This is a genomic window from Bacillus ectoiniformans, assembly GCF_016908875.1.
GTDB classification, from domain to species: domain Bacteria; phylum Bacillota; class Bacilli; order Bacillales; family Domibacillaceae; genus Bacillus_BX; species Bacillus_BX ectoiniformans.
The window spans coordinates 92,927-113,035 of the sequence record NZ_JAFBES010000008.1 but is presented as its reverse complement, the minus strand read 5'-3'; the positions used below and the strand labels follow the sequence as shown (position 1 = coordinate 113,035).

Annotated in this window: 14 protein-coding genes and 2 pseudogenes; 8 read left to right on the top strand and 8 right to left on the bottom strand. The window is 42.1% G+C overall.

All coding sequences use genetic code 11. From position 1 onward, the window contains the following. Positions 1 to 97: 97 nt before the first annotated feature. Positions 98 to 1,060, bottom strand: a complete 963-nt coding sequence (locus tag JOC78_RS11990) for an LLM class oxidoreductase (protein ID WP_420829937.1) — start codon at positions 1,058 to 1,060, stop codon at positions 98 to 100. A gap of 40 nt (positions 1,061 to 1,100) precedes the next feature. After that, positions 1,101 to 2,282, bottom strand: coding sequence for an MFS transporter (locus JOC78_RS11985; protein ID WP_204556195.1), 1,182 nt, complete (start codon positions 2,280 to 2,282; stop codon positions 1,101 to 1,103). A 257-nt stretch (positions 2,283 to 2,539) separates the two neighbouring features. On the opposite strand from JOC78_RS11985, the gene JOC78_RS11980 reads away from it, so the two are divergent. Both JOC78_RS11980 and JOC78_RS11975 read left to right on the top strand, forming a co-directional pair. After that, positions 2,540 to 2,866 carry a winged helix-turn-helix transcriptional regulator gene (locus JOC78_RS11980; RefSeq protein ID WP_204556194.1) on the top strand — a complete coding sequence of 109 codons (327 nt, stop codon included), beginning with the start codon at positions 2,540 to 2,542 and terminating at the stop codon, positions 2,864 to 2,866. Between the two features lie 244 nt (positions 2,867 to 3,110). After that, the gene (locus JOC78_RS11975) at positions 3,111 to 3,305 is read left to right on the top strand and encodes a hypothetical protein (protein WP_204556192.1); all 195 of its coding nucleotides are present in this window, start codon (positions 3,111 to 3,113) and stop codon (positions 3,303 to 3,305) included. A gap of 33 nt (positions 3,306 to 3,338) precedes the next feature. On the opposite strand, the gene JOC78_RS11970 is transcribed toward JOC78_RS11975, so the two are convergent. After that, entirely contained in the window at positions 3,339 to 3,683 is a 345-nt protein-coding gene (locus JOC78_RS11970) for a DUF3307 domain-containing protein (protein ID WP_204556190.1), read from the bottom strand. A gap of 136 nt (positions 3,684 to 3,819) precedes the next feature. Between JOC78_RS11970 and JOC78_RS11965 the strand changes: the two genes are divergently transcribed. Both JOC78_RS11965 and JOC78_RS11960 read left to right on the top strand, forming a co-directional pair. Continuing rightward, on the top strand, positions 3,820 to 4,974 hold the full coding sequence (locus tag JOC78_RS11965; RefSeq protein WP_338023200.1) for an HD domain-containing phosphohydrolase: 1,155 nt from the start codon (positions 3,820 to 3,822) through the stop codon (positions 4,972 to 4,974). After that, on the top strand, positions 4,971 to 6,788 hold the full coding sequence (locus JOC78_RS11960) for an adenylate/guanylate cyclase domain-containing protein (protein WP_204556189.1): 1,818 nt from the start codon (positions 4,971 to 4,973) through the stop codon (positions 6,786 to 6,788). The genes JOC78_RS11965 and JOC78_RS11960 overlap by 4 nt, the downstream gene beginning before the upstream one ends. A 29-nt stretch (positions 6,789 to 6,817) precedes the next feature. Here JOC78_RS11960 and JOC78_RS11955 read toward each other — a convergent pair whose 3' ends face one another. Further along, the gene (locus JOC78_RS11955) at positions 6,818 to 7,297 is read right to left on the bottom strand and encodes a hypothetical protein (RefSeq protein WP_204556187.1); all 480 of its coding nucleotides are present in this window, start codon (positions 7,295 to 7,297) and stop codon (positions 6,818 to 6,820) included. 170 nt (positions 7,298 to 7,467) lie between these two features. Here JOC78_RS11955 and JOC78_RS11950 point away from each other — a divergent pair, with 170 nt between their 5' ends. Beyond that, positions 7,468 to 9,015 (top strand): UDP-N-acetylmuramoyl-L-alanyl-D-glutamate--2,6-diaminopimelate ligase, encoded by a 1,548-nt coding sequence (locus tag JOC78_RS11950; RefSeq protein ID WP_204556185.1) that lies wholly within the window; start codon positions 7,468 to 7,470, stop codon positions 9,013 to 9,015. A gap of 257 nt (positions 9,016 to 9,272) precedes the next feature. Here the strand turns inward: JOC78_RS11950 and JOC78_RS11945 are convergent, their stop codons facing one another. Continuing rightward, positions 9,273 to 11,045 (bottom strand): glycoside hydrolase family 66 protein, encoded by a 1,773-nt coding sequence (locus JOC78_RS11945; protein ID WP_204556183.1) that lies wholly within the window; start codon positions 11,043 to 11,045, stop codon positions 9,273 to 9,275. Between the two features lie 74 nt (positions 11,046 to 11,119). Further along, entirely contained in the window at positions 11,120 to 13,657 is a 2,538-nt protein-coding gene (locus JOC78_RS11940) for a glycoside hydrolase family 31 protein (protein WP_204556181.1), read from the bottom strand. 345 nt (positions 13,658 to 14,002) lie between these two features. Here JOC78_RS11940 and JOC78_RS11935 point away from each other — a divergent pair, with 345 nt between their 5' ends. After that, positions 14,003 to 14,479, top strand: coding sequence for a YtxH domain-containing protein (locus JOC78_RS11935; RefSeq protein ID WP_204556179.1), 477 nt, complete (start codon positions 14,003 to 14,005; stop codon positions 14,477 to 14,479). A gap of 128 nt (positions 14,480 to 14,607) precedes the next feature. On the opposite strand, the pseudogene JOC78_RS17875 reads toward JOC78_RS11935, so the two are convergent. Together JOC78_RS17875 and JOC78_RS17870 are read right to left on the bottom strand one after the other, a co-directional pair. After that, positions 14,608 to 15,243, bottom strand: a pseudogene (locus JOC78_RS17875) (methyl-accepting chemotaxis protein); the annotation flags it as partial. 306 nt (positions 15,244 to 15,549) lie between these two features. Next, positions 15,550 to 16,317, bottom strand: a pseudogene (locus tag JOC78_RS17870) (MCP four helix bundle domain-containing protein); the annotation flags it as partial. 247 nt (positions 16,318 to 16,564) lie between these two features. Here JOC78_RS17870 and JOC78_RS11925 point away from each other — a divergent pair. Next, positions 16,565 to 18,622 (top strand): transporter substrate-binding domain-containing protein, encoded by a 2,058-nt coding sequence (locus tag JOC78_RS11925; protein ID WP_204556175.1) that lies wholly within the window; start codon positions 16,565 to 16,567, stop codon positions 18,620 to 18,622. Further along, on the top strand, positions 18,597 to 19,976 hold the full coding sequence (locus JOC78_RS11920; RefSeq protein WP_204556173.1) for a sigma 54-interacting transcriptional regulator: 1,380 nt from the start codon (positions 18,597 to 18,599) through the stop codon (positions 19,974 to 19,976). Before JOC78_RS11925 ends, JOC78_RS11920 begins: the two co-directional genes overlap by 26 nt. Positions 19,977 to 20,109 lie beyond the last annotated feature (133 nt).

The following is a 20,109-nucleotide window of genomic DNA, read 5'->3' as shown; positions in this document are numbered from 1 at the left end:
AACTTAAGCAAAAAAGCAAAATAAAAACTGTCCCGGAAGAAATGTTAAGGCGCGTTTCTTCACTGCGGGACAGTTTTATTAATTGTTTCAACTATTATTATCTCTTACTTAAAGGAGAAAAATGGGGTACCACGTATTCTCCTAATTCATCCATGACGTCTTCGGCTGGACGTTGACCGTCAAATAGGGCGAAGAATAGATGGTTGACACCAATTGACCGGTAGGCTTCGAGCAGTTCAATTAATTTATTTCGTCCGACGCGAAAGCCTAAGCGTATGCCGGTTGCTTCTTCATTGGGGTCTTCTGCTAAGTCGAGGTGCATTGGCATTGAGAAGGGACGGAAAGTTGAATGAAGAAATGGTTCTGAAGCTTCCCGCCAATGAGCGATCGCTTGTTGCTGCTGCACAGGTCCTTGCGGATAATACATCCAGCCATCACCATGTTCGCCAATCCAGCTCATATCCTGCTGGGAAAACCCTGTAATCATTGTAGGGATACGCTGATTCGTATAAGGCACAACGGTCGCTTGATCAATGCGTCCATAGCAGGAATCAATCACTGGATACTTCTCATAAAGTGCACGTTCGAAGACATCTAATGCTTCTTTGAATTGACGGCCGCGAGTCGCATGCTCGACGCCAAGACCATGAAAATCAGCTCGGCGGTCACCGGATGAGACACCCATAATGAGGCGTTCAGGAAATAAAGCCTCGATGGTTGCGACTTCTTTTGCTAAACGCAAAGGGTGGCGCAAGGGCAAAACAAGTGCAGAGGTGCCGATGGCGATTTCTTTGGTTTGGCTTAACAAATGAGTCGCGTAAATTAATATGTCATAAATTTGGCCAACAGCAGGATCTAGAAAGTTGGGATCTTTCAGCAGTACATCACGAAGCCAAAGAGCGGTAAACCCATAGTGTTCAGCTTTCTTCGCCAGTTCAATTTGTCCTTCCATTGTTGGTGCAGACATTTGATAATTTTCTAAAGGGATATGCAATCCGAGAGTTAACTCGTTTTCATGGTACATATTTTGAAAACTTTTGTGAGTGTCAAACATGTCTATTCCTCCATTTAAAAAGGGCTGGCCTCGGCCAGCCTCTTCATTATTTTTTCTCAAGTCTTAAAGAAACTCCGGTTAAGAATACAGCGATAATAACCATAACGCCGCCTACCCATGGCGTGTGAACAAGTCCGATTGAATCGACGACCAATCCGCCGACAGTTGCCCCAATGGCAATTCCGATATTAAAGGCGGCGATGTTTAAAGCGGATGCGACATCGACTGCTGTTGGAACATATTTTTCAGCGAGCTGCACAATATATAACTGCAGACCAGCTACATTCATAAAGGCAAGCAGTCCCATTAGTACAACGGCAATTAGTCCAGCGACTTTAAATGGAATCATGAAACTCATGACAATTAAGATCGATGCTTGAACAATAAACATCCAGAACAAGGCTTTTGCCGGATGCTGATTGGCGAATTTGCCGCCGAGTGAATTTCCGATAGCAACCGCCAATCCATAGACGATCAGCACGATGCTAATTGTTTTTGGCTGAATGCCTGTAACGTCCTGCAGAAGCGGAGTTAAATAAGTGAATGCCACAAACGTTCCGCCATAACCTAAGATCGTGATGGCAAAACCAAGCAGCAAGCGGCTGTTGGTGACGAGTTTAAACATGTCAGAGAACTTAGCCGGAGGAGACTGCTTTAAGTTGCTCGGAATTAACAGAGCACTGGCGATAATCGCAATCACCCCAAGTAAAGCAACTCCCCAAAACGTTGCTCTCCATCCAAATGCCTGGCCGATAAATGTACCAAGTGGAACACCGGTTACAATAGCAACTGTTAAGCCAGTAAACATTAAGGCAATCGCACTTGCTTTTTTATGTGGCGGAACTAATTGAACCGCAATCGTTGAACCGATTGAAAAGAATAATCCATGAGCAAAAGCGGTAATGAAACGAGCGGCTACTAATATCTCAAATGTCGGTGATAAAGCCGCTAATGAATTACCGCCGATAAAAATAACCATCAAGGCCATTAAAAGTGTTTTTCTGCTGACGCGATTCGTTAAAGCGGTGAGAATAGGTGCTCCAACTGCGACGCCAATGGCATATCCTGAAATCAATAATCCTGCGAGTGTGACACCAATATTAAAATCTTCTGCGATAGAAGCGAGAAGTCCGACGGGAATAAATTCTGTCGTACCAATTCCAAATGCGCTAATGGCTAATGCCCATAAGGCAATTGTTCCATTTTTGACTGATGCTTGCTGAGTCATAAGTTAATTACCTCCTAGTAAATGTAAAGGCGGGCCCATGCCTTTTTTCTTGCTGTTGTCATTATGCTAGATACAATTCATAAAGAGAAGTACGCACTTTAAAGTAATGTAGGAACTTAAAAGTGCCTATGGTCTAAAAATATCTTTTGAAAAGATCTAACACATGCTATTATGGGAGGAAGAAGAACTTATGAGAAGTACGCACTTTAAAGTGATGTAGGAACTTAAAAGTACCTATGAAATAGAGGAGGAAGAAGATGGCTTATAATATTCCTGTAGAAGCGACATTGGATGTCATTGGCGGCAAGTGGAAAGTGGTGATTATGTGCCACTTAATTAAAGGCGAGAAGCGGACAAGTGAATTAAAGCGGTTAATGCCTGGCATTACGCAGAAAATGCTTACCCAGCAGCTGCGCGAACTTGAAGCAGATGGAGTCGTCAATCGAATAGTTTTTGATCAGGTGCCTCCGAAAGTGGTTTACTCATTGACCGAGTACGGCTGGTCGCTGCGTCCGATTTTAGATGCGATGTGTGCATGGGGAGAAGGACATATTGATTTAACAGACGCGGAGGTCGCGGAGTAAATAACTGTTAAAACGTCTTACTATTACTAGTCGGGCGTTTTTTTCTATGTTAGAAATGGCGTTCTACTTATCAACCGAGAAACAGGAATATAGCTTGGCAGTCTAATTTAATTAGGCTGTCTTTTTCGTGTGGAACTAGAATTTGTCATGAATGGGCTGTCATCAAAGGCACGTCCCAATCAAGTGAATACACTAGAAGGAAGGAATCAATGAAGTGAAAGTGAACAGTAATGGGGGGCTTGATATGAAGCGAATTAAGTTTGAACACCTGTTTTCTTTTTCTCTATTAGCGGTTTTAACAGCTTGTGTATTTTTATTCAAAGAAAACAGCGACATTGTCAATATTATCGTGGGGGCATTAATTGGCGGGTTTTCAGGCAGCGTCGCCTTCTTCTTTACCAAACATAATTCAAATGGAAAGAATAATAAAGATGAATAAACGCCAGAAAACAAAAACTTCTGGCGTCCTCTTTTAAAGGCTAAGAGCAGCAGCGAGCACTAGTAAGTGGAAGGTCTGATCCACAACAATCCCAAGCCAAGCGGACTCAGGTCCCTTCGCCTGCATAATGGTGCTGACCCACCATTGGACAAACCGGCGCCGGTCTAAGATCACGTGGGTAATAAAGATAAAACCAATGGCTGGGAACGATAGTCCTCCGAATGTAAGCCAGGCGAAAATGCTGACTGTAAAGGTGTAAACGAAGCAATGGACAAGCAGTGGCACCCAGCGCGTGGATTTATACTTAGACATCCAGCTTGTTTGAAATAAAAAATCGCCAATCAAATGTGCTAGAAATAATAGATTAAATTCTCCCATAAATACCTCATGCAGTTTATAATTAGGTAAAAATAACTAATTTTGTTATATTTAAATTAGCATAGATAAAAAAGAAATAAAATGAATTTTTACTATATAACGATTTAAGCAGAATGGGATAAAAGGAAGTGGCTATGTGTTAGTCAATCAACAAGGTAGTGTGAAACAAGCAGAACTGTTGCCGGAAGAGATGCTTGAAATTATGTTTACTTACGCAGCAAAGATCTCAGGTGAAAATGACCTAGACCGGCTGCTCGTATTAATGGCAGAAATGGGGCGGAAGTGGATTCAGGCAGACAGGTGTACGTTATGGCTGCTCGATGAAGAACGGAAGGTGATTTGGACAAAAGTAGCCGACGGGTTAGAGCGAGTAGAAATTCCTCACCCAGCTGGACTTGCCGGGCATACGATTCTATCAGGAGAAACCGTACTGGTTAAGGATGCATACAAGGATACTCGCTTTAATGATGCTATTGACCAGCAGACTGGCTATCAAACGAAGTCCGTGCTGTGTATACCGATTCGAAACTTTGACGGAACGATTATTGGCGCATATCAGGCGATTAATAAAATGACAGGCACGGGAGCATTCTCCGATCTAGATGTTAAGCATTTACAATTTGCTGCTTCTTATATGGGGAAATCGATTCAAGCCGCTCTGCTGCACGAGGAATTAGTAGAAACACAAAAGGAAATTATCTTCAGACTAGGTGAGGTAGGAGAAAGCCGCTCGCAGGAAACAGGCCAGCATGTGAAACGAGTCGCTAAGTATTCCTATTTACTCGCTAGGCTGTACGGATTGAGTGAGAATGAAGCAAGCTTGATCGAGCTGGCATCACCTATGCACGATATTGGAAAGGTAGCCATTCCTGACAGCATCTTGGAGAAGCCAGGGAAGCTGACAAGTGAAGAGTTTGATGTGATTAAAACGCATACGACGACTGGCTACCATATCTTTAAAGGCTCAAAGCGGCGCATTCTAAAGATCGCTGCCATTATTGCTCATCAGCACCATGAGCGCTGGGACGGAAAGGGATATCCGAATGGCCTGAAAGCAGAAGAGATTCATCTGTATGCCCGTATTACGGGGCTGGCGGATGTGTTTGATGCACTAGCTAGCGACCGGATCTATAAAAAAGCATGGCCGCTTCCTAAGATTATTCAGCTGATTCAAGAAGAGAAAGGGAAGCAATTTGATCCGCTTTTGGCAGATATTTTTCTTGCTCATATCGATCAGTTTGTGGAGATTAAAGAAAGGTACACAGACGTGGTGAAGGAGGACTCTATTTGAATGAAAAAGTGTATCAGTTTAAGAGACTAGTCCATCTGCCGAGAACTAAGGTATGGGAACTGTTATCCCACACAGATCATCTAAATCGGGTCTCTGGTCTGTTTTCTGTACATTTTTCACCTGCTCAGTTTATTGATCGCACGTTCTTTCGCTATGCGGAAGCGAAAGTGTTCGGAGTTGTTCCAATGAAGTGGAGAGAGTACCCTTTTGAATGGGTGAAGGAAGAGCGGTATAGCGTCGAAAGAGTCTATGAAAGCGGGCCGATTAAACGGCTCCTGTGGAGTTTGGAGTTTAAGGGTAGTGATGAACAAATAGGCGATCAGTCGGCGACCGAAATTATCGGCACTGCACGTTTTCTGCCAGCGAACCCTTTAGGTCTGGCAGCTATTCCTTTGGTCGGTGTGAAATCCATAAAGAAAATTATGGAATATGTTGATCTGTACATAGCAGAGAATCGGACGCGGGAATTTGACAGGCTTCCTCAAGAGAAGAGAGGATGGGCAGTGGATAAAGAACGCTTGGCAAAGCTTTCGGAGCAACTTCATGTCGTTCACCGACATACAGGCCAAGTGGAAAGACTCATTATTCACCTCACTGAGCATGGAGACGATGAAGTGCTTCAAATGAAGCCCTATCAGCTAGCTGATCAATGGAAAGAAGATCGGCAGCAGGTGCTGGCGATGTTCTTGCAGGCGACGAAGATTGGACTCTTAAAACAAAGCTTTACTTTAATGTGTCCGAACTGCCGCGTGCCGAAAGCATCCGCTGCTTCTATGAAGGACGTCAAGAATGAAGTGCACTGTGACGTTTGCGGAGTAGATTATGAGATGAACTTTGACCGCTACATCGAAATGCGCTTTTCCGTACACCCATCTATAAGGCAGGCGACAGATCAAACATACTGCATAGGAGGGCCGATGACGTCTCCTCATGTCTTAGGGCAATATCGACTAAAACCGCAAGAGATGGAAATTGTTCATTATCCGGCTTTACCCGGAGAGATGAGAATCCGCTTGCTGCAAAGAAATGACCAAGCGGCCGTTTATTCAGCAGAGTCACCAAACGAACCAGAATTAATTGTTGGTGAAACGGGATTTGAAAAGTCCTCCGTTTCTTTAAATTCAGAAGGCGGAAAGTTCCGTATCTGGAATCAGACACAGTCTGAACTAGTGGCCGTTTTAGAAAAAGTCGAGTGGGATCCCCAAGCGGTAACGGCTGCTAATATCGCTTCTTCCCAGTTGTTTCGTGATTTATTTTCTAAAGAAGTGCTGTCTTCAGATCAGCAAATTGGCGTAGAGTCGCTGACGATCTTGTTCACGGATTTAAAAGGGTCGACTTCATTATATGAAAACATAGGAGATGCCAAGGCGTATCAGCAAGTATACAGGCATTTTGATTATTTAAGAAAATGGATCTCGGCTAATAACGGAGCAGTGGTGAAAACAATAGGCGATTCGGTCATGGCTGCTTTTTACCGACCCAAAGATGCTGTAAAAGCGGCGCTTGAAATTCAAGGAAACTTGAAAGAATCACAGGTTAAGGAGATGGCTATCAAAATCGGACTTTATACCGGACCTGCTATTGTCGTCAATGCCAATGATTTGCTGGATTACTTTGGTCATACGGTGAATATGGCAGCACGCATTCAGCAGCAAAGCCAGGGTCATGATGTAGTTGTAAGCTATAAAGAGTGGACGGAAGAATATGAACAATCCGTCTCGACATTTTATGCCTGTGAAATGGAAGTCTTTCGAGCTTCTTTATTAGGCATACAAGATGAAGTGGAATTGATTCGTTTAACGAACATTCAATAGGGAGCCTGTATATGCAGGCTCCCTTAGTGTTAGCTGGCTGGAAGAATTTTGTCTTTAAACTCTGTCAGCTTTTTATCGGTATCTTCTATTAGTGGTTTCATTTTTTCTGTATCAGGCTCATCCTTTTTAGCCTCATCCATTAATGGATAAAGACTCTCTTCGATGTTTGCATAGTCTTCGGGATATTGTTCTTCTACGTCTTTCTCAATCTGATCCCATTTCTCTTCTAATTCTTCACCGGACTTCTTCATTTCGTCCTGATTGTCAGGTGTTTCAACCGCATTTTTCAGTGTTTGCAGGGAGTTGTGAACTCCTTCTACGCCGCTCGTCAAATCAGTCGACTCTTCGTTTGTTTCTTCTGTCATCGTGCCTTCTGTTGTTTCATTTGTTTCAGCTGGTTCCGTTTGTTCTTCTTTTGTTTTATCTTCTGGTTCTTCTTCATTTCCACTGCAGCCTGCAGCAGTCACCATCATTAATACAGTTAACGCTGAATATCCCCATTTCTTCATTGTAGTCCTCCTTGTAAAAATGAAATCTCTTTCACATCATTCCCGGACCGATTCCAAAATAAACTAATCGTTCTAACTACTGGATGTGCTGAGTGCGCTAGAAAATCGGATAACTGTTTTAAATTGGGGTAACTATATAAAAAAACACATGTTAGAAAAAGGAGCTTTCTATGCGGATATCATTTTCCCTCATTCCCCAGTTTTCAGTTGTCCACCTGTTTGGCCCTGCTCGTCAAGAAGTGACAAGCATTGCTTATAATTCTCATCAAGTACAAAACGGTTCGGTCTTTTTTTGTATCGAAGGGGAAAATACGGACGGGCATTTATATATAGAACAAGCTATACAGCAAGGTGCCATGACCATTGTTGGCAGTCAAGCTGATATTTTGCAATCGTTTAGCCAGAAGCACCCGGCGCGTACATTTCTTCATGTCAAAAATACGAAAGAAGCTCTCGCCTATTTTTCCATCTACTTTTATGAGAATGCCAAAGATCATCTAGTGAAAGTAGGTGTCACAGGCACGAACGGAAAAACAACGGTGGCAACGTTTGTAAGCAGCTTATTTAATTTACTCGATATAGATTGCGGGCTGCTTGGGACAACGGGCATTTGGACGAAAGAGGGGAAGCTGGAATTTGAGAAAAGCACGCCGACTACTCCGATGGCGCCAAATATCCATCAGATTTTTCATAAGTTAGTCGCATCAAATCACAAGGCTGCCGCTATGGAGGTGTCTTCTATTTCTCTGGACCAGAAACGAGTCGAGGGGATCAGGTTTGATGTCGCGATTCACACCAATGTGTCAGAGGAACATATGGAATATCACCGTACGATGGATCATTATACACAGTCTAAGCTGCAGCTTTTCAAACAGGCGAAGACAAGCGTGGTAAACGTGGATGATCAAGAAATGGCCTCACGGATTCTAGCTATAGCTGATCATCCAGTGATTACGTACAGCCGAAGAGTGGAATCAGGAGCGGATCTAGTGTGGGGAAACTGCGAGCATCACGAAGAAGGCATGGCGTTTGACTTAACGTGGCAGGACGTGACAGAAAGAATCGAGGTTCCGCTTTACGGAGAATACAATATTGGAAACTTAACAGCGGCCATTGGAGCGGCCTTGCTCATCGGAGTAGAGATGGAAGATATTCTCGCTGTTCTTCCGCAAATGCCTCAAGTAGAAGGCCGGTTCCAAACTATTCAAACGGCCGGGCGTAAAGTGATCTTAGATTATGCTCATACGCCGGTTGCTTTAAAGTCTGTGCTTGATGAAGTGAAGAAAATTCCACATAGCCGACTGATTGCCATGATCGCGGGAATTGGCATACGTGATTTTGGTAAAATGCCAAAAATGGCGAAAGCAGCTGATGGGGAAGCGGATGTTTTAATCGTAACGGTGGATCATCCGGGATATCATGATCCAGAAGAAATCGTCAATCAGGTCATGACAGGATTCGCCGTTCCGCATAACCAGCCTATTTACCAAACAACGAGTCGGTCGGAAGGTGTGCGTAGGGCTTTGGAGAAAAGTGGGGAAGGGGATATCGTCTTGTTAACGAGCGGGTGCATTAACGGGGCGCAGATTGTGAAAGGCAAGTCTATCCCGCATTCAGATGAGAAAATCATTAAAGAATACTTTCAATCTGAAATTGATAGTAGGAATGTGTATCAACATGCTGAAGAACAGCAAGGAGATTCACATGTATGGTTTTAAATAGAACAGGACCGCTGAATGAGTCAGTTTACACTGGATTCTTCAGCGGTCCTGTTTTGTTTTGAGTTCAGAGTATCATGACTCTTGCTTAAATCGTGTGAATTCCTGTGGGTCAGGAGATTAATCTTTCCAAAATCGCATATATTCCTGCCGATTAAGGGGTTATTCTTTCTAAAATGGGCTACATTCTTTCTAAATTCCCTATTTTTAAGCCAGTTCTTTCAATAATCCTGCCAAACAGATAAAAGAGTGCCGTCTCATTCTTCGTATTCCACTACTAGCATGTCCCAGTAGGTGAGAGAAGGCAGGGTAAAGGTCGTCTGGCTCTCGGATTGTTCAAAAGGAACAGCGACAGGTTTTCCTGAGTGATAGTCAGGTGAAGCCATCCAAATCTCTTTTACGCGGCGATCTTCTTCTATAGTAAATGTTAGATTCGTCCGCAGCTCTGGTACTGGCTGAGTTGCATTCGTATCACGCCACTCTATTGTTTCTGCATCAAGGAGGTTAATGAAGTGAATCATTTGTCTGTTGCCTTTTTCTTTTGGCAACACCCAAATGTGATCTTTTTTAGCTTCTCCAACAGAGAGTGGAATCGGCTGATTGGCGTCGATCGATAGAGATGATTCACTTATGTTATCTCTTAAAACATTTTCATAAGCGGTCAAAAAATCGTAATAGGCCATCATTTTCTTCTTCAGACCCGCTGACATTTGCAAGTTGTTATGAGGGAAATATTCCTTCGACAACATATGCTCTCCTAGTTCCAGGTGAGCACCGCCACTCGCAAAAATCACGGCATCCGTCAGTAAGATGCCAGCTTCGTTCAGATTACCTGGTTGATCGGAACGGTCATAATTCATGTATGCGGCGAGGACGGAACTTTGATCTGTTTTTGATAGAGCGGCGTTTTCGTCTAATATTCGCTTGAGGTCATTATAAGTTTTGTATTCGTCCCACACTTCTGTGTACAGAAAGGAAGGGGAGGCTTCGGCAATGGAGGACTGACCATACTGATTTACAGCATTCAGTACCATCTCCTTATCAGGCATCTGTTCTTTTATTTCCTGAAGAAACGGCTGGAAGCTTTCAGCTACATTGATTCTGTCTCCCCACTCGTTGTACACTTCTCCACGGTCTCCCAATTGGTCAATATGCCAGCCGTCAAAGGGCAAGTGGGCATACACTTGTTTCTGCTGATTGATTAAGTGTTCCTGCCACCACGGGTTTGTAGGGTTCATGACATTGACGTTGCTTTTCCAGTCGTCTGGTAAAGGGTGCTGATCGGCTTGCTGTTGATCAGGGTCTTTAAACAGCTGCCATTCGCGAGGAAGATCCCGGTTTTCAAATGAACCGTAAAGGAGGTTATAGCTCATGGCTTTCATGTTTGTTTCATGGGCCCATTCAATGTACTGTTGAACCGCATCAAAGGAAATATGACGGGTGGCTACATCTTCCCAATGAGAGGCAGGTGAGGAATTGTCCATCTTCAGCGGTTCTTGATGTTCGTAATGCCAATCGTAAAATTGCAGCCCGTTTATATGATAGCGGTTGAGGTCATCAATAACTGATTGCCCATTTACCGCGGCAGAATCGTCAAAGCGGGAGAGAAATCCGTATCTCGGGAACTTTCTCCAATCACTAGATACATCTACGGCAATGGTTTCTGACTGAATGCGATCGTCCTTTTTCATAGTGACTTCAATTAAATATCCCCGGTAATCATCCTCAGGCGGCTTCCATGACCAAATATGTTCGCCAGGCTCATCAACTGTGAGATGTTGCTTTTTAATTAGATCGTTTAGATGATAATAAGTGATGGTGACATGGTCTGGTTTAATATGATTTTTTATACTGAATGTCACTTGGTGTTTAGGGTCGTACCGAGCTTGGTCGGTATGAAGGTTAGAAAACAGAATATCGGATGATTCTTCTTTTAGTGGCGCAGAAGGTCGGGTGTATGTATAGACTGCCATCAGAATAATAAAGGCGACAATTCCTAATAGTAAGCCCCATAAAAGTTTTTGGTTCATTATAGATCACCTGCTTATAAAAAGATGAAAGGGACTATTCACAAAAAGTGAGTAGTCCCTTCTATTAAATAAAATTAAAACTTAACTTGAACTTTTTTGTTCTCTTCAACTGGAATGTTGATGTAAATCGTTTTTGTTTTTGCGTCATAGAAGAAAGAACGTGTTGTGTTCGTCATTTCGTCCATTGAAGCCACTTGTTTATATTTCTTGTTAGCAGCTTGAACTTTTTTCGGTGCTTTTTCATTATTCAATTTCAATGTGACTTGTTCTAGAGCAGAATCGAAACGATCTGTTTTCGTTGATTTAGAGAACTCGATTTTGTTGCCTTTTTGCTCAAGATTGAAGACCGTTTCATCAAACTCACCATTTTGGTGGGCAAGAGATTTTCCGTCATCCTCATAGAAGCTGTATTGTGCTTCATGATCCACATAGGCATCAAGCACAAGATTAGTCAGTTCGTTTTCACCTGTATATTGCTGTACTTCACGAGTTGGGATCATAGAATCCTTCTTCACGAAGATTGGCAGATGTTCAACAGGAGCGTCCACTTGAATCGTTTGGCCGCCTTTATATTCTTTCTTCGTCCAGTAATCAACCCACGTTTCGCCTTTAGGCAAATAAACATCACGAGAAGTTTGTCCAGCTTTTACGACAGGTGAAAGCATCATAGAATCACCGAACATAAATTGATTGCTGATATCGTATGTGTTTGGATCTTCTTGATAGTGATAAACAAGCGGCTGCTGAACCGGTTTTCCTGTTTCAGAAGAATCTTGGAATGCATTGTATAGGTAAGGCATTAATTGATAGCGCATGTTGATGTATTTCTTAGCAATTTCTTCTGTTTCTGGACCAAACGCCCAAGGCTCTTGACCTTGTTTCACTTCTGCTTTCGCATCTGAATCATAATGGATACGAGAGAATGGAAGGAAAGCTCCTACTTGAATCCAGCGAGTGTAAAGCTCACTGTCAGGACGTGAAGCGAATCCGCCAATATCGTTACCGACAAAAGATACACCAGATAAACCAATGTTCATGTTCATCGGAAGTGACATTTGCAGGTGCTCCCAGTTACTTACGTTATCGCCAGTCCATAGAGCAGCATAACGCTGAGTGCCGGCAAACATGTCGCGTGTTAACACGAATGGACGTTCATTCGGCTTGTGCATGCCAAATGCATTGTATGTTGCTTCGGCTTCGTCATGGCCGTATAAATTGTGATACTCTGTGTGCATAATTTTGTCGTCTTCATAACCGAAATACGTATCTAAAGGCATCGTGTGGTTATACTTACCGCCATCTAAAAATACAGCCGGCTCGTTCATGTCATTCCAGATTCCATCAATTCCTTCATTGAATAGCACGTCGTGGTGTTTTGCCCACCAGTCACGCACTTCTTCTTTAGAGAAGTCAGGGAAGGCGGAATCACCAGGCCATACAGGTCCGATAAAGTTAGAACCATCTGGATTTTTACCATAGAAATCTTTTTCTACGCCTTCATTATAAATGCTGTAATTCTCATCTTGTTTCACAGCCGGATCATTAATGGCAATGGCGTGGAAGCCTTCCATTGATTTCAGCTTGTGAAGGGCTTGTTTGTATTTATCTGCCCAAGTGAATACGCGGTAGCCATCCATATAATCAATATCGAAATGCATCGTATCTAGTGGAATATTCTTTTCGCGATAAGTTTTTGCTACATCAACGATTTCATCAGCTGTGTATCCCCATTTACTTTGGTGAAGACCTAATGTCCATTCAGCTGGAAGATCCATCTTGCCCGTAAGCTCTGTATAAATATCTAGTACGTCTGAAATTTCAGGACCATTCATGAAGTAGTATGTTAATGGGCCGCCATTCGCGTAAAAGTAGTAATAATCGTCTGATTCACTAGCCATCTCGTAGTAAGAGCGGTAGGTATTATCGAAGAGGATTCCATAAGCTTTCTTGTCTTTCAGTCCCATGAAGAAAGGAATAGAAGTATATAAGTATTTCGTGTCTTTGTTATAAGCATAGGCATCTGTATTCCACATGCCGATACTCTCTCCGCGCTGGTTTAAGTTTAAACCGGCTTGTTCACCAAATCCGTAGAAGTTTTCACCTTTAGCTGTTTTCTTGAAGACATAAGGTTTTCCATCTTCATAACCGGATGCAGACTTATTTTCCATGTAATCTTCATTGATCACATTGCCTTTTTTATCTAAAAATTTAACTCCGAATGGAGACTTGCTGACTTTAATGGTTAGTTCGTCAGTTAAAAGTGTGTATTCGTTTTTGCTGTCTTTTGTAGAGAATTTAGGTGTTTCCCAGTCTTTCTTTTTAATAGCTTGAGAATATTCTTCTTTCTGTCCATCTTTCAGAACAGATACTTTCACTAGGTCTTTAGAAAAAATTCGAATAAATGCATCATATTCACCTAGATCAAATTGGACGCCGTTATCTAGCTTTTTTACGCTTTTAGCAGATAACTTCTGCATATTCTCTTTATTAAGAGGAGTATCGGCTTCTGGCTGCGTAACTGCCAAAGCTGATGTGAGTCCTGTAGAAAGTATCATCATCATGGCGATCGTCATAATGACAAATACTTTAAATGGTTGTTTCGCTTGAACCATTTGTGTAACACTCCATTCATATTTTATTTTACTCTCTGACTTTAGCTAAGCTTTCCAGTATGGTCAATACTTGTATAGACAAGATGGCAAAGGCCGCCATATTACCTAATGAAGTACTCACACCAATTATGTAAACGATTACTTAAATAATGTAAACGGTTAACGAATGTTTAAAAATGATTAGAAGAAACTAGATAATAAGGTAGGTGTAAAAGGGGATGACTGGGAAAATAACGAATAAATTAAAGATTCAATGAATAGGCAGAGCTTGAGGTGATAGTTTAGTTCGTTGGAAAAGGGGAATATACGATTATATAAAATAACCTTTCTAGGAGGAACTGTATTATGGTGCAAACGACTATTTCGCAATCGAAAACAGGTTCGAACAGCAAATTGTTAACTGGGATGATGATTGGAGCGGTAGTAGGAGGAGCGGTTGCTCTGCTCGATACGAACACCAGAAATAAAGTAACTTCTTCCACAAGAGGTGTGAAAGATTCCACGGTGAATATGGTCACTAAAGTAAAAGAGAATCCAGGGGAAGTAAAGAATGACTTTCAAGAGCGATTTAAAAATGCATCTGCCGTTTTGAAAGAAGCCATCAGCGAAGCGCAGGATCTATATGAAAAAGTAAATAAAGATGTGATTGAGCCGGTGAGTCAAGTAACAGAAGACTCGAATAATATTTTATCCACTGCTCAAGAAGCCACAGAAGATTTAAAAGGGATTGGCAGCAAAGTCAAGGAAGCTGGAGCAGAAGTGACAGCGGACGACACGGCTGGAAATTCACAAACAGGACAAACAGGACGTATGTATAATTAGATCAATTAAGAGGGGGGCTTCATGCGTGACTGTCGTATGGAGCCACCCTCTTTGGGTTTCGGGATCGTATTTATTGTATAAAAAACGCAGGTCTCACGGATGAGAAACCTGCGTTTTTCTTGTCATATTTATACTTTAAATTTGCGAACCATAGCCTGCAATTCTTCTGCCATATGCGCTAAAGCAGAAGAGGAGGAAGCAATCTCTTCCATTGAAGCTAACTGTTCTTCTGTGGCGGCTGATACATTTTGAGTGCCTGCAGCCGTCGTTTCAGAAGTATCTGTCAGGACTTTAATGTTCTGAACAACTTGTTCGGTGCCTGCTGACATTTGTTCTACAGCAGCAGAGACTTCTTGAATTTGATTTGTCACTTCGTTGATAGAGGACTGAATGCGCTCAAATGACATACCTGCCATATTGACCACTTCAATGCCTTCCTCTACTTTCTCAGTTGCCACATTCATTGAATGGACTGCACGAGTCGTTTCTGTTTGAGTATCAGTGATTAAATTAGAAATCTGCTGCGCGGATTGAGCAGATTCTTCAGCAAGCTTTCGAACTTCATCGGCTACTACCGCAAATCCTTTTCCATGTTCGCCGGCTCTCGCTGCTTCGATTGCAGCATTCAGAGCTAACAAATTGGTTTGAGCGGCGATATCCGTAATAGCATTCACAATTTGACCGATTTCTTTTGAGCGATTTCCAAGTCCTTTCACTACTTCTGCCAGTCCGTTAACCGTTTCGTTAATCTCCGTCATTTGTGTAACAGCTTTCGTAATCGACTCATTTCCTTCTAACGCTTTATCTGTTGTGTCAATGGCAGTAGTCGATACTTGCTGAGCGTTGGAGGCGATTTGCTGAACGCCTATGGAGAGTTCTCGAATGGTCTGAGATGTTTCTTCAATACTGTGCGTTTGTTTGCCTGAACTAGTCGCCATTTCCTGCATTGTAAAGGCAATTTGTTCGGTAGCTTTACTCGTTTCCTCTGAGTTGGCCATTAGTTCTTCAGAAGCGGCAGCCACTTGTTCAGACGTTTCTGTAACCGTTCGTACGACCCCGCGAAGTCCGTTCATCATTTGATTAAACGAAACAGTTAAAAGACCGATTTCATCTTTCGACGGATTCGAACCTTCCACAGTTAAATCTCCTTTTTCCGCTTGTTCCATCAGCTTTTGAATATCTTTAATCGGGTGGGTAATAATGCGAGTGATGAAATAGCCTGTTGCGCCAAATAGCAATAATGACAATAAGACGACAGCCATTATAATGGTTGTGGCTTGCGATACTTTGTTTGTATTATTTTGATTTGCTTCATCGGCTGCCTTTGTATTGAATTGACCGAGTTCATCTGACAGTTCATTTACTAAGCGGCGAGATTCTACCATACTAGTAGAATATAGGACATAGGCTTCTTCGTTTTTATTCACTCGCCCTAACTCTTGAACTTTTGTTACATCATCGATATAAGACTGGTACTCTTGTTTAAATTGATCAAGGCGTTCGGCTTCAAACGAAGACAGTTTGGTCTTCTCGTAGTCACCAATTAAAGATTGTGTTTCTGCGATCTTTGCTTCCGTTTGCTCGTCTAAATCTTTATAAACAGCAGGGTCATCTGTAAGCATATATTGAAGAGTGTACGAATCAATCGCTCGGTTGTTTATTCGGATTTGATCAAGCTGAACAATGGGGTTTAAGTTGTTCTCATACATATTTTGTGTATTGTCAGCCATTTGCTTCATGTAAATATAGCCGGTCACGCCAACAGCACTAAGAAAGACAATAGAAATAAGAATTAATACGAGTAATTTGTTCCCTATTTTCAAGTTGCGCAATAACATTAGCCGTCAGTCCCATCTCTATATATTTAAATACTAAATTAATAAATGTGGAATATTTTAAGATTTAAGGTTTATATTGTCATCATACCTTATTTTAGAAGGGATGAGAAATATTAAAAAGGCAAATTTAGGACAAAAATAATTTTAATGACATAGGTCTTTAGTGCATAAATCGTTTGCTTGGAATATTAGGAATAAGGATTGTGTTACAATAGTGAAAAAATTCTAAAAAGGAGAGCGGGTCTCTATGCGGAAAATGGCATTATACATATGCTTCGGTATGCTCTTTAATCTGTACACACCTTCCGTACAAGCTAGTTTAATTGACCGCGCCATAAAAGTGGATTCCCCTTCGGAAAAGAAGGTGTACCGGATCGCCGGGGAAAAGCATTTGGCTCCTTTCTCATATATAGACGATGCTGGTAAATTTACAGGGTTCAGCATAGATATCTTTAAAGAAATAGCGGAGAAGGAAGAAGTAGAATTTCAGTATATACCAATGGATTTGCATCAAGCTGTACAAGCTTTACAAGAAGGAAAAGTCGATGCGGTGATAGGGATGAAATATTCAGCTGAACAGAGCGAACGATTTCAGTTTTCGGAGCCCTATTTCACGATGGCAGATGCGGTAGTAGTCCCGAAAATTGATGCTGCATCTGTTGATTCCTTAACGGATCTTCGCGGGAATACGATTGCTATGCAATACGAACCTAATTCCTTTGAACTGCTATTGAATATTAGACGTGTGGAATTTCAGCTGGCACTTAATCAAGAAGACGCCTTGAACTTTCTGATGATGGGCAGAGCGGATGCGCTTTTCTCCAATAAATGGACCGCTGAATATTACCTGAAACAGTCAGGCAGACAAGAACAATATACGATTATCAATAATTTAGGTGTTCCTACAGAATTCGCGGCAGCTGTTCAACCTCGGGAAACAGAGCTTCTATCATTAATTAATCGATCTCTTTCTCACATGCAGGCCAATGGGGAGTATCAAAAGCTATATGCCGAATGGTTTGCTCCGTCACCTGATGAACAGCTAAAGGAATTAAGAAATTGGATCATTGTTCTGATCGTTCTGATCAGTCTAGCGTTACTTGTCCTTTGGCTCGCTTATGTATGGAATCAGCGTCTGAAAAAGGAAGTGAAAAAACGGACGCATGCCCTTGCCGATGCGAACCGCCAGCTTGAAGTTCAGCAGCAAGCCATTTCTGAAGCTAACGCGTTTAAAACCCAAATTATCAATCATATGTATTATGGCATCCTGACATTTGACCGCACCTGTCAATTAACAAGTATTAATCAGCGAGCCAAGGAGATGCTCGGCCTTCAAAATCTCTTATCCATACATACAAACGATATACATAAGCAGCCGTTAATCCAACAATTGTTTCATACGCATGCAGAGATGTTTCAAGAAAAGCCTGTGCCTATGCTAGTTTCTGACGAAGTAGAAGATGAAATAAACGGCGAGCGGCGATTTATTCTGTATCGCTTGATCCCTTTATATGAAGAAAGTCGTCAAATGAATGGATATTTACTGACTTTGGCTGACCGTTCAGAGGAAAGAAAGCTAGAGAAGAAGCTTGCGACACAAGAGAAAATGCGGGCACTAGGGCAGCTGGTTGCCGGTGTAGCTCATGAAATACGCAACCCACTGACATTTATGAAAACATTTATTGATCTTTTGCCGAAGAAATATGAAGATCCCGCGTTTCGTGGAGAACTGATGAAGCATGTCCCGGAAGCATTGAATCGAATGAATCGGATTGTAGAGAATTTACTGGATTATGCCCGTCCGAAATATCCGAGGAAGAAAGTTTTTTCAGCCGACCCGTTTCTCCAGTCCATTGCTGCGATAATTCAGCCTACACTGAAGAAACAAGGCATCCGTCTGGAAATGGAGATAGAGCCGGATATGCAGTTGTATTGCGATCCTGATCAGATGAAACAAGTGTTATTAAACTTAATGCTGAATGCACAAGATGCGATGGAAGTGAGCAAAGAAAAGGTTCTTACGATTCAAGCATTTACTTCTAATCATCTAGGATGGATAGAGGTGAAAGATACAGGCTGCGGGATGAATCAAGAAGAAATGTCCCATTTAGCCGAGCCTTTTTACACAACCAAACCGCATGGAGTCGGGCTTGGATTAACACTTTGCTATCAGTGGATTAAAGAAAATAATGGAGAAATGAATGTTGAATCAAAACAGGAAGCAGGAACGGTATTTACAGTGATGCTTCCAATATCAGACGAGGGAGGAGAAGAGTCGAGTGAAACCATCTATTCTCATTCTTGATGATGAATTAGCCATCGGTTCTGCCCTGCGGTTTGCACTTGAAAATGAGTATGAGGTAACCGCTATGACCGATGTTCAAAAGTCGTATGATGTGCTGAGAACCAGGCCGGTAGATGCTGTGCTCTTGGACTGGCGGCTAGGTGAATATGACGGGCTGGAAGTTCTGACAGAGATTAAAGAAATTCAACCCGCAGCAGCCGTGATCATGATGACGGCTTACGGCACAATCGAATCATCCGTAGAAGCGATCAAACGAGGAGCCTATCATTATATTACGAAGCCGCTTGATATTGATGAGCTGTATTTATTAATTGAAAAAGCCCTTGAACATAAAGGGCTTCAGGATAAAGTTCGGGAGTTAAGTGAAACGATTGAAAAAATTAAAGGCTACGATCAAATGATTGGTGAAAGCCCGGCGATGAAGCAGGTATTTTCAATCATTGAACGAGTGAAGGATATCGATTCAAGCGTGCTCATTTTTGGAGAAAGCGGCACCGGGAAAGAGCTGGTTGCACGTGCGATTCATCGGCAAGGAAAAAGGAAAAATGGACCTTTCATTTCAGTGAATTGTGCGGCGATTCCAGAACCCCTTTTGGAAAGTGAATTGTTTGGCTATGTAAAAGGAGCGTTTACTGGAGCGTTGGGGAATCAAGCGGGAAAATTGACAGCTGCAGATGGTGGAACACTTTTCTTAGATGAGATTGGAGAAATGCCGTTGTCCCTTCAGGCTAAAATGCTCCGTGTTCTTCAAGAAAGAGAAATTACTCCCCTTGGTTCAACAGAAACCAAAAAAGTAGATGTGCGAATCATCAGCGCAACAAATAAGCAGCTGCAGCAGATGGTGGAAGAAGGGACGTTTCGTGAAGACTTATATTTTCGCTTAAATGTCCTTCCGATCGATCTGCCTTTATTGCGAGAACGGACAGAAGATATTCCTTTACTTATTCAATACTTCTTAAAGAAATATGCAGAAGAAATGCAGCGTCCATTGCCCACGCTCTCACAAGAGGCCTATGAAAAGTTAATTGCCTATGATTACCCGGGCAATATACGGCAGCTAGGCAACACACTTGAGTATGCGGTCGCTATGGCTAAAAACCGTATCATATCTGTGGAAGATTTACCGGTGGCGTTAAGAGACGATCATTCATCCAATATCAATATAAACCCAATGATGAAAGGAAAGGATGTCGTGCAAGTCCCGATACAATCCACTATGAAAGAAGCAGAAAGGCTGATGATCGAAGCGGTGCTCGACCATTGTGGAGGAAACCGCAAGCAGACTGTAGAGATTCTAGGAATAAGCGAACGAAATCTTAGAAATAAACTGCAGCTGTATCGTGAGGAAGAATGAAGAGAAAAAAATGCCGGTGCGGAATATTTTGCCGCAGCAAACCGGCATTTTTTGCCGTTTTACTTTTTAAAACGGTTTATTTAACTGAATTTTAAAAATGGTATGAAAATTGCATTGATAAAGTATAGAAAAG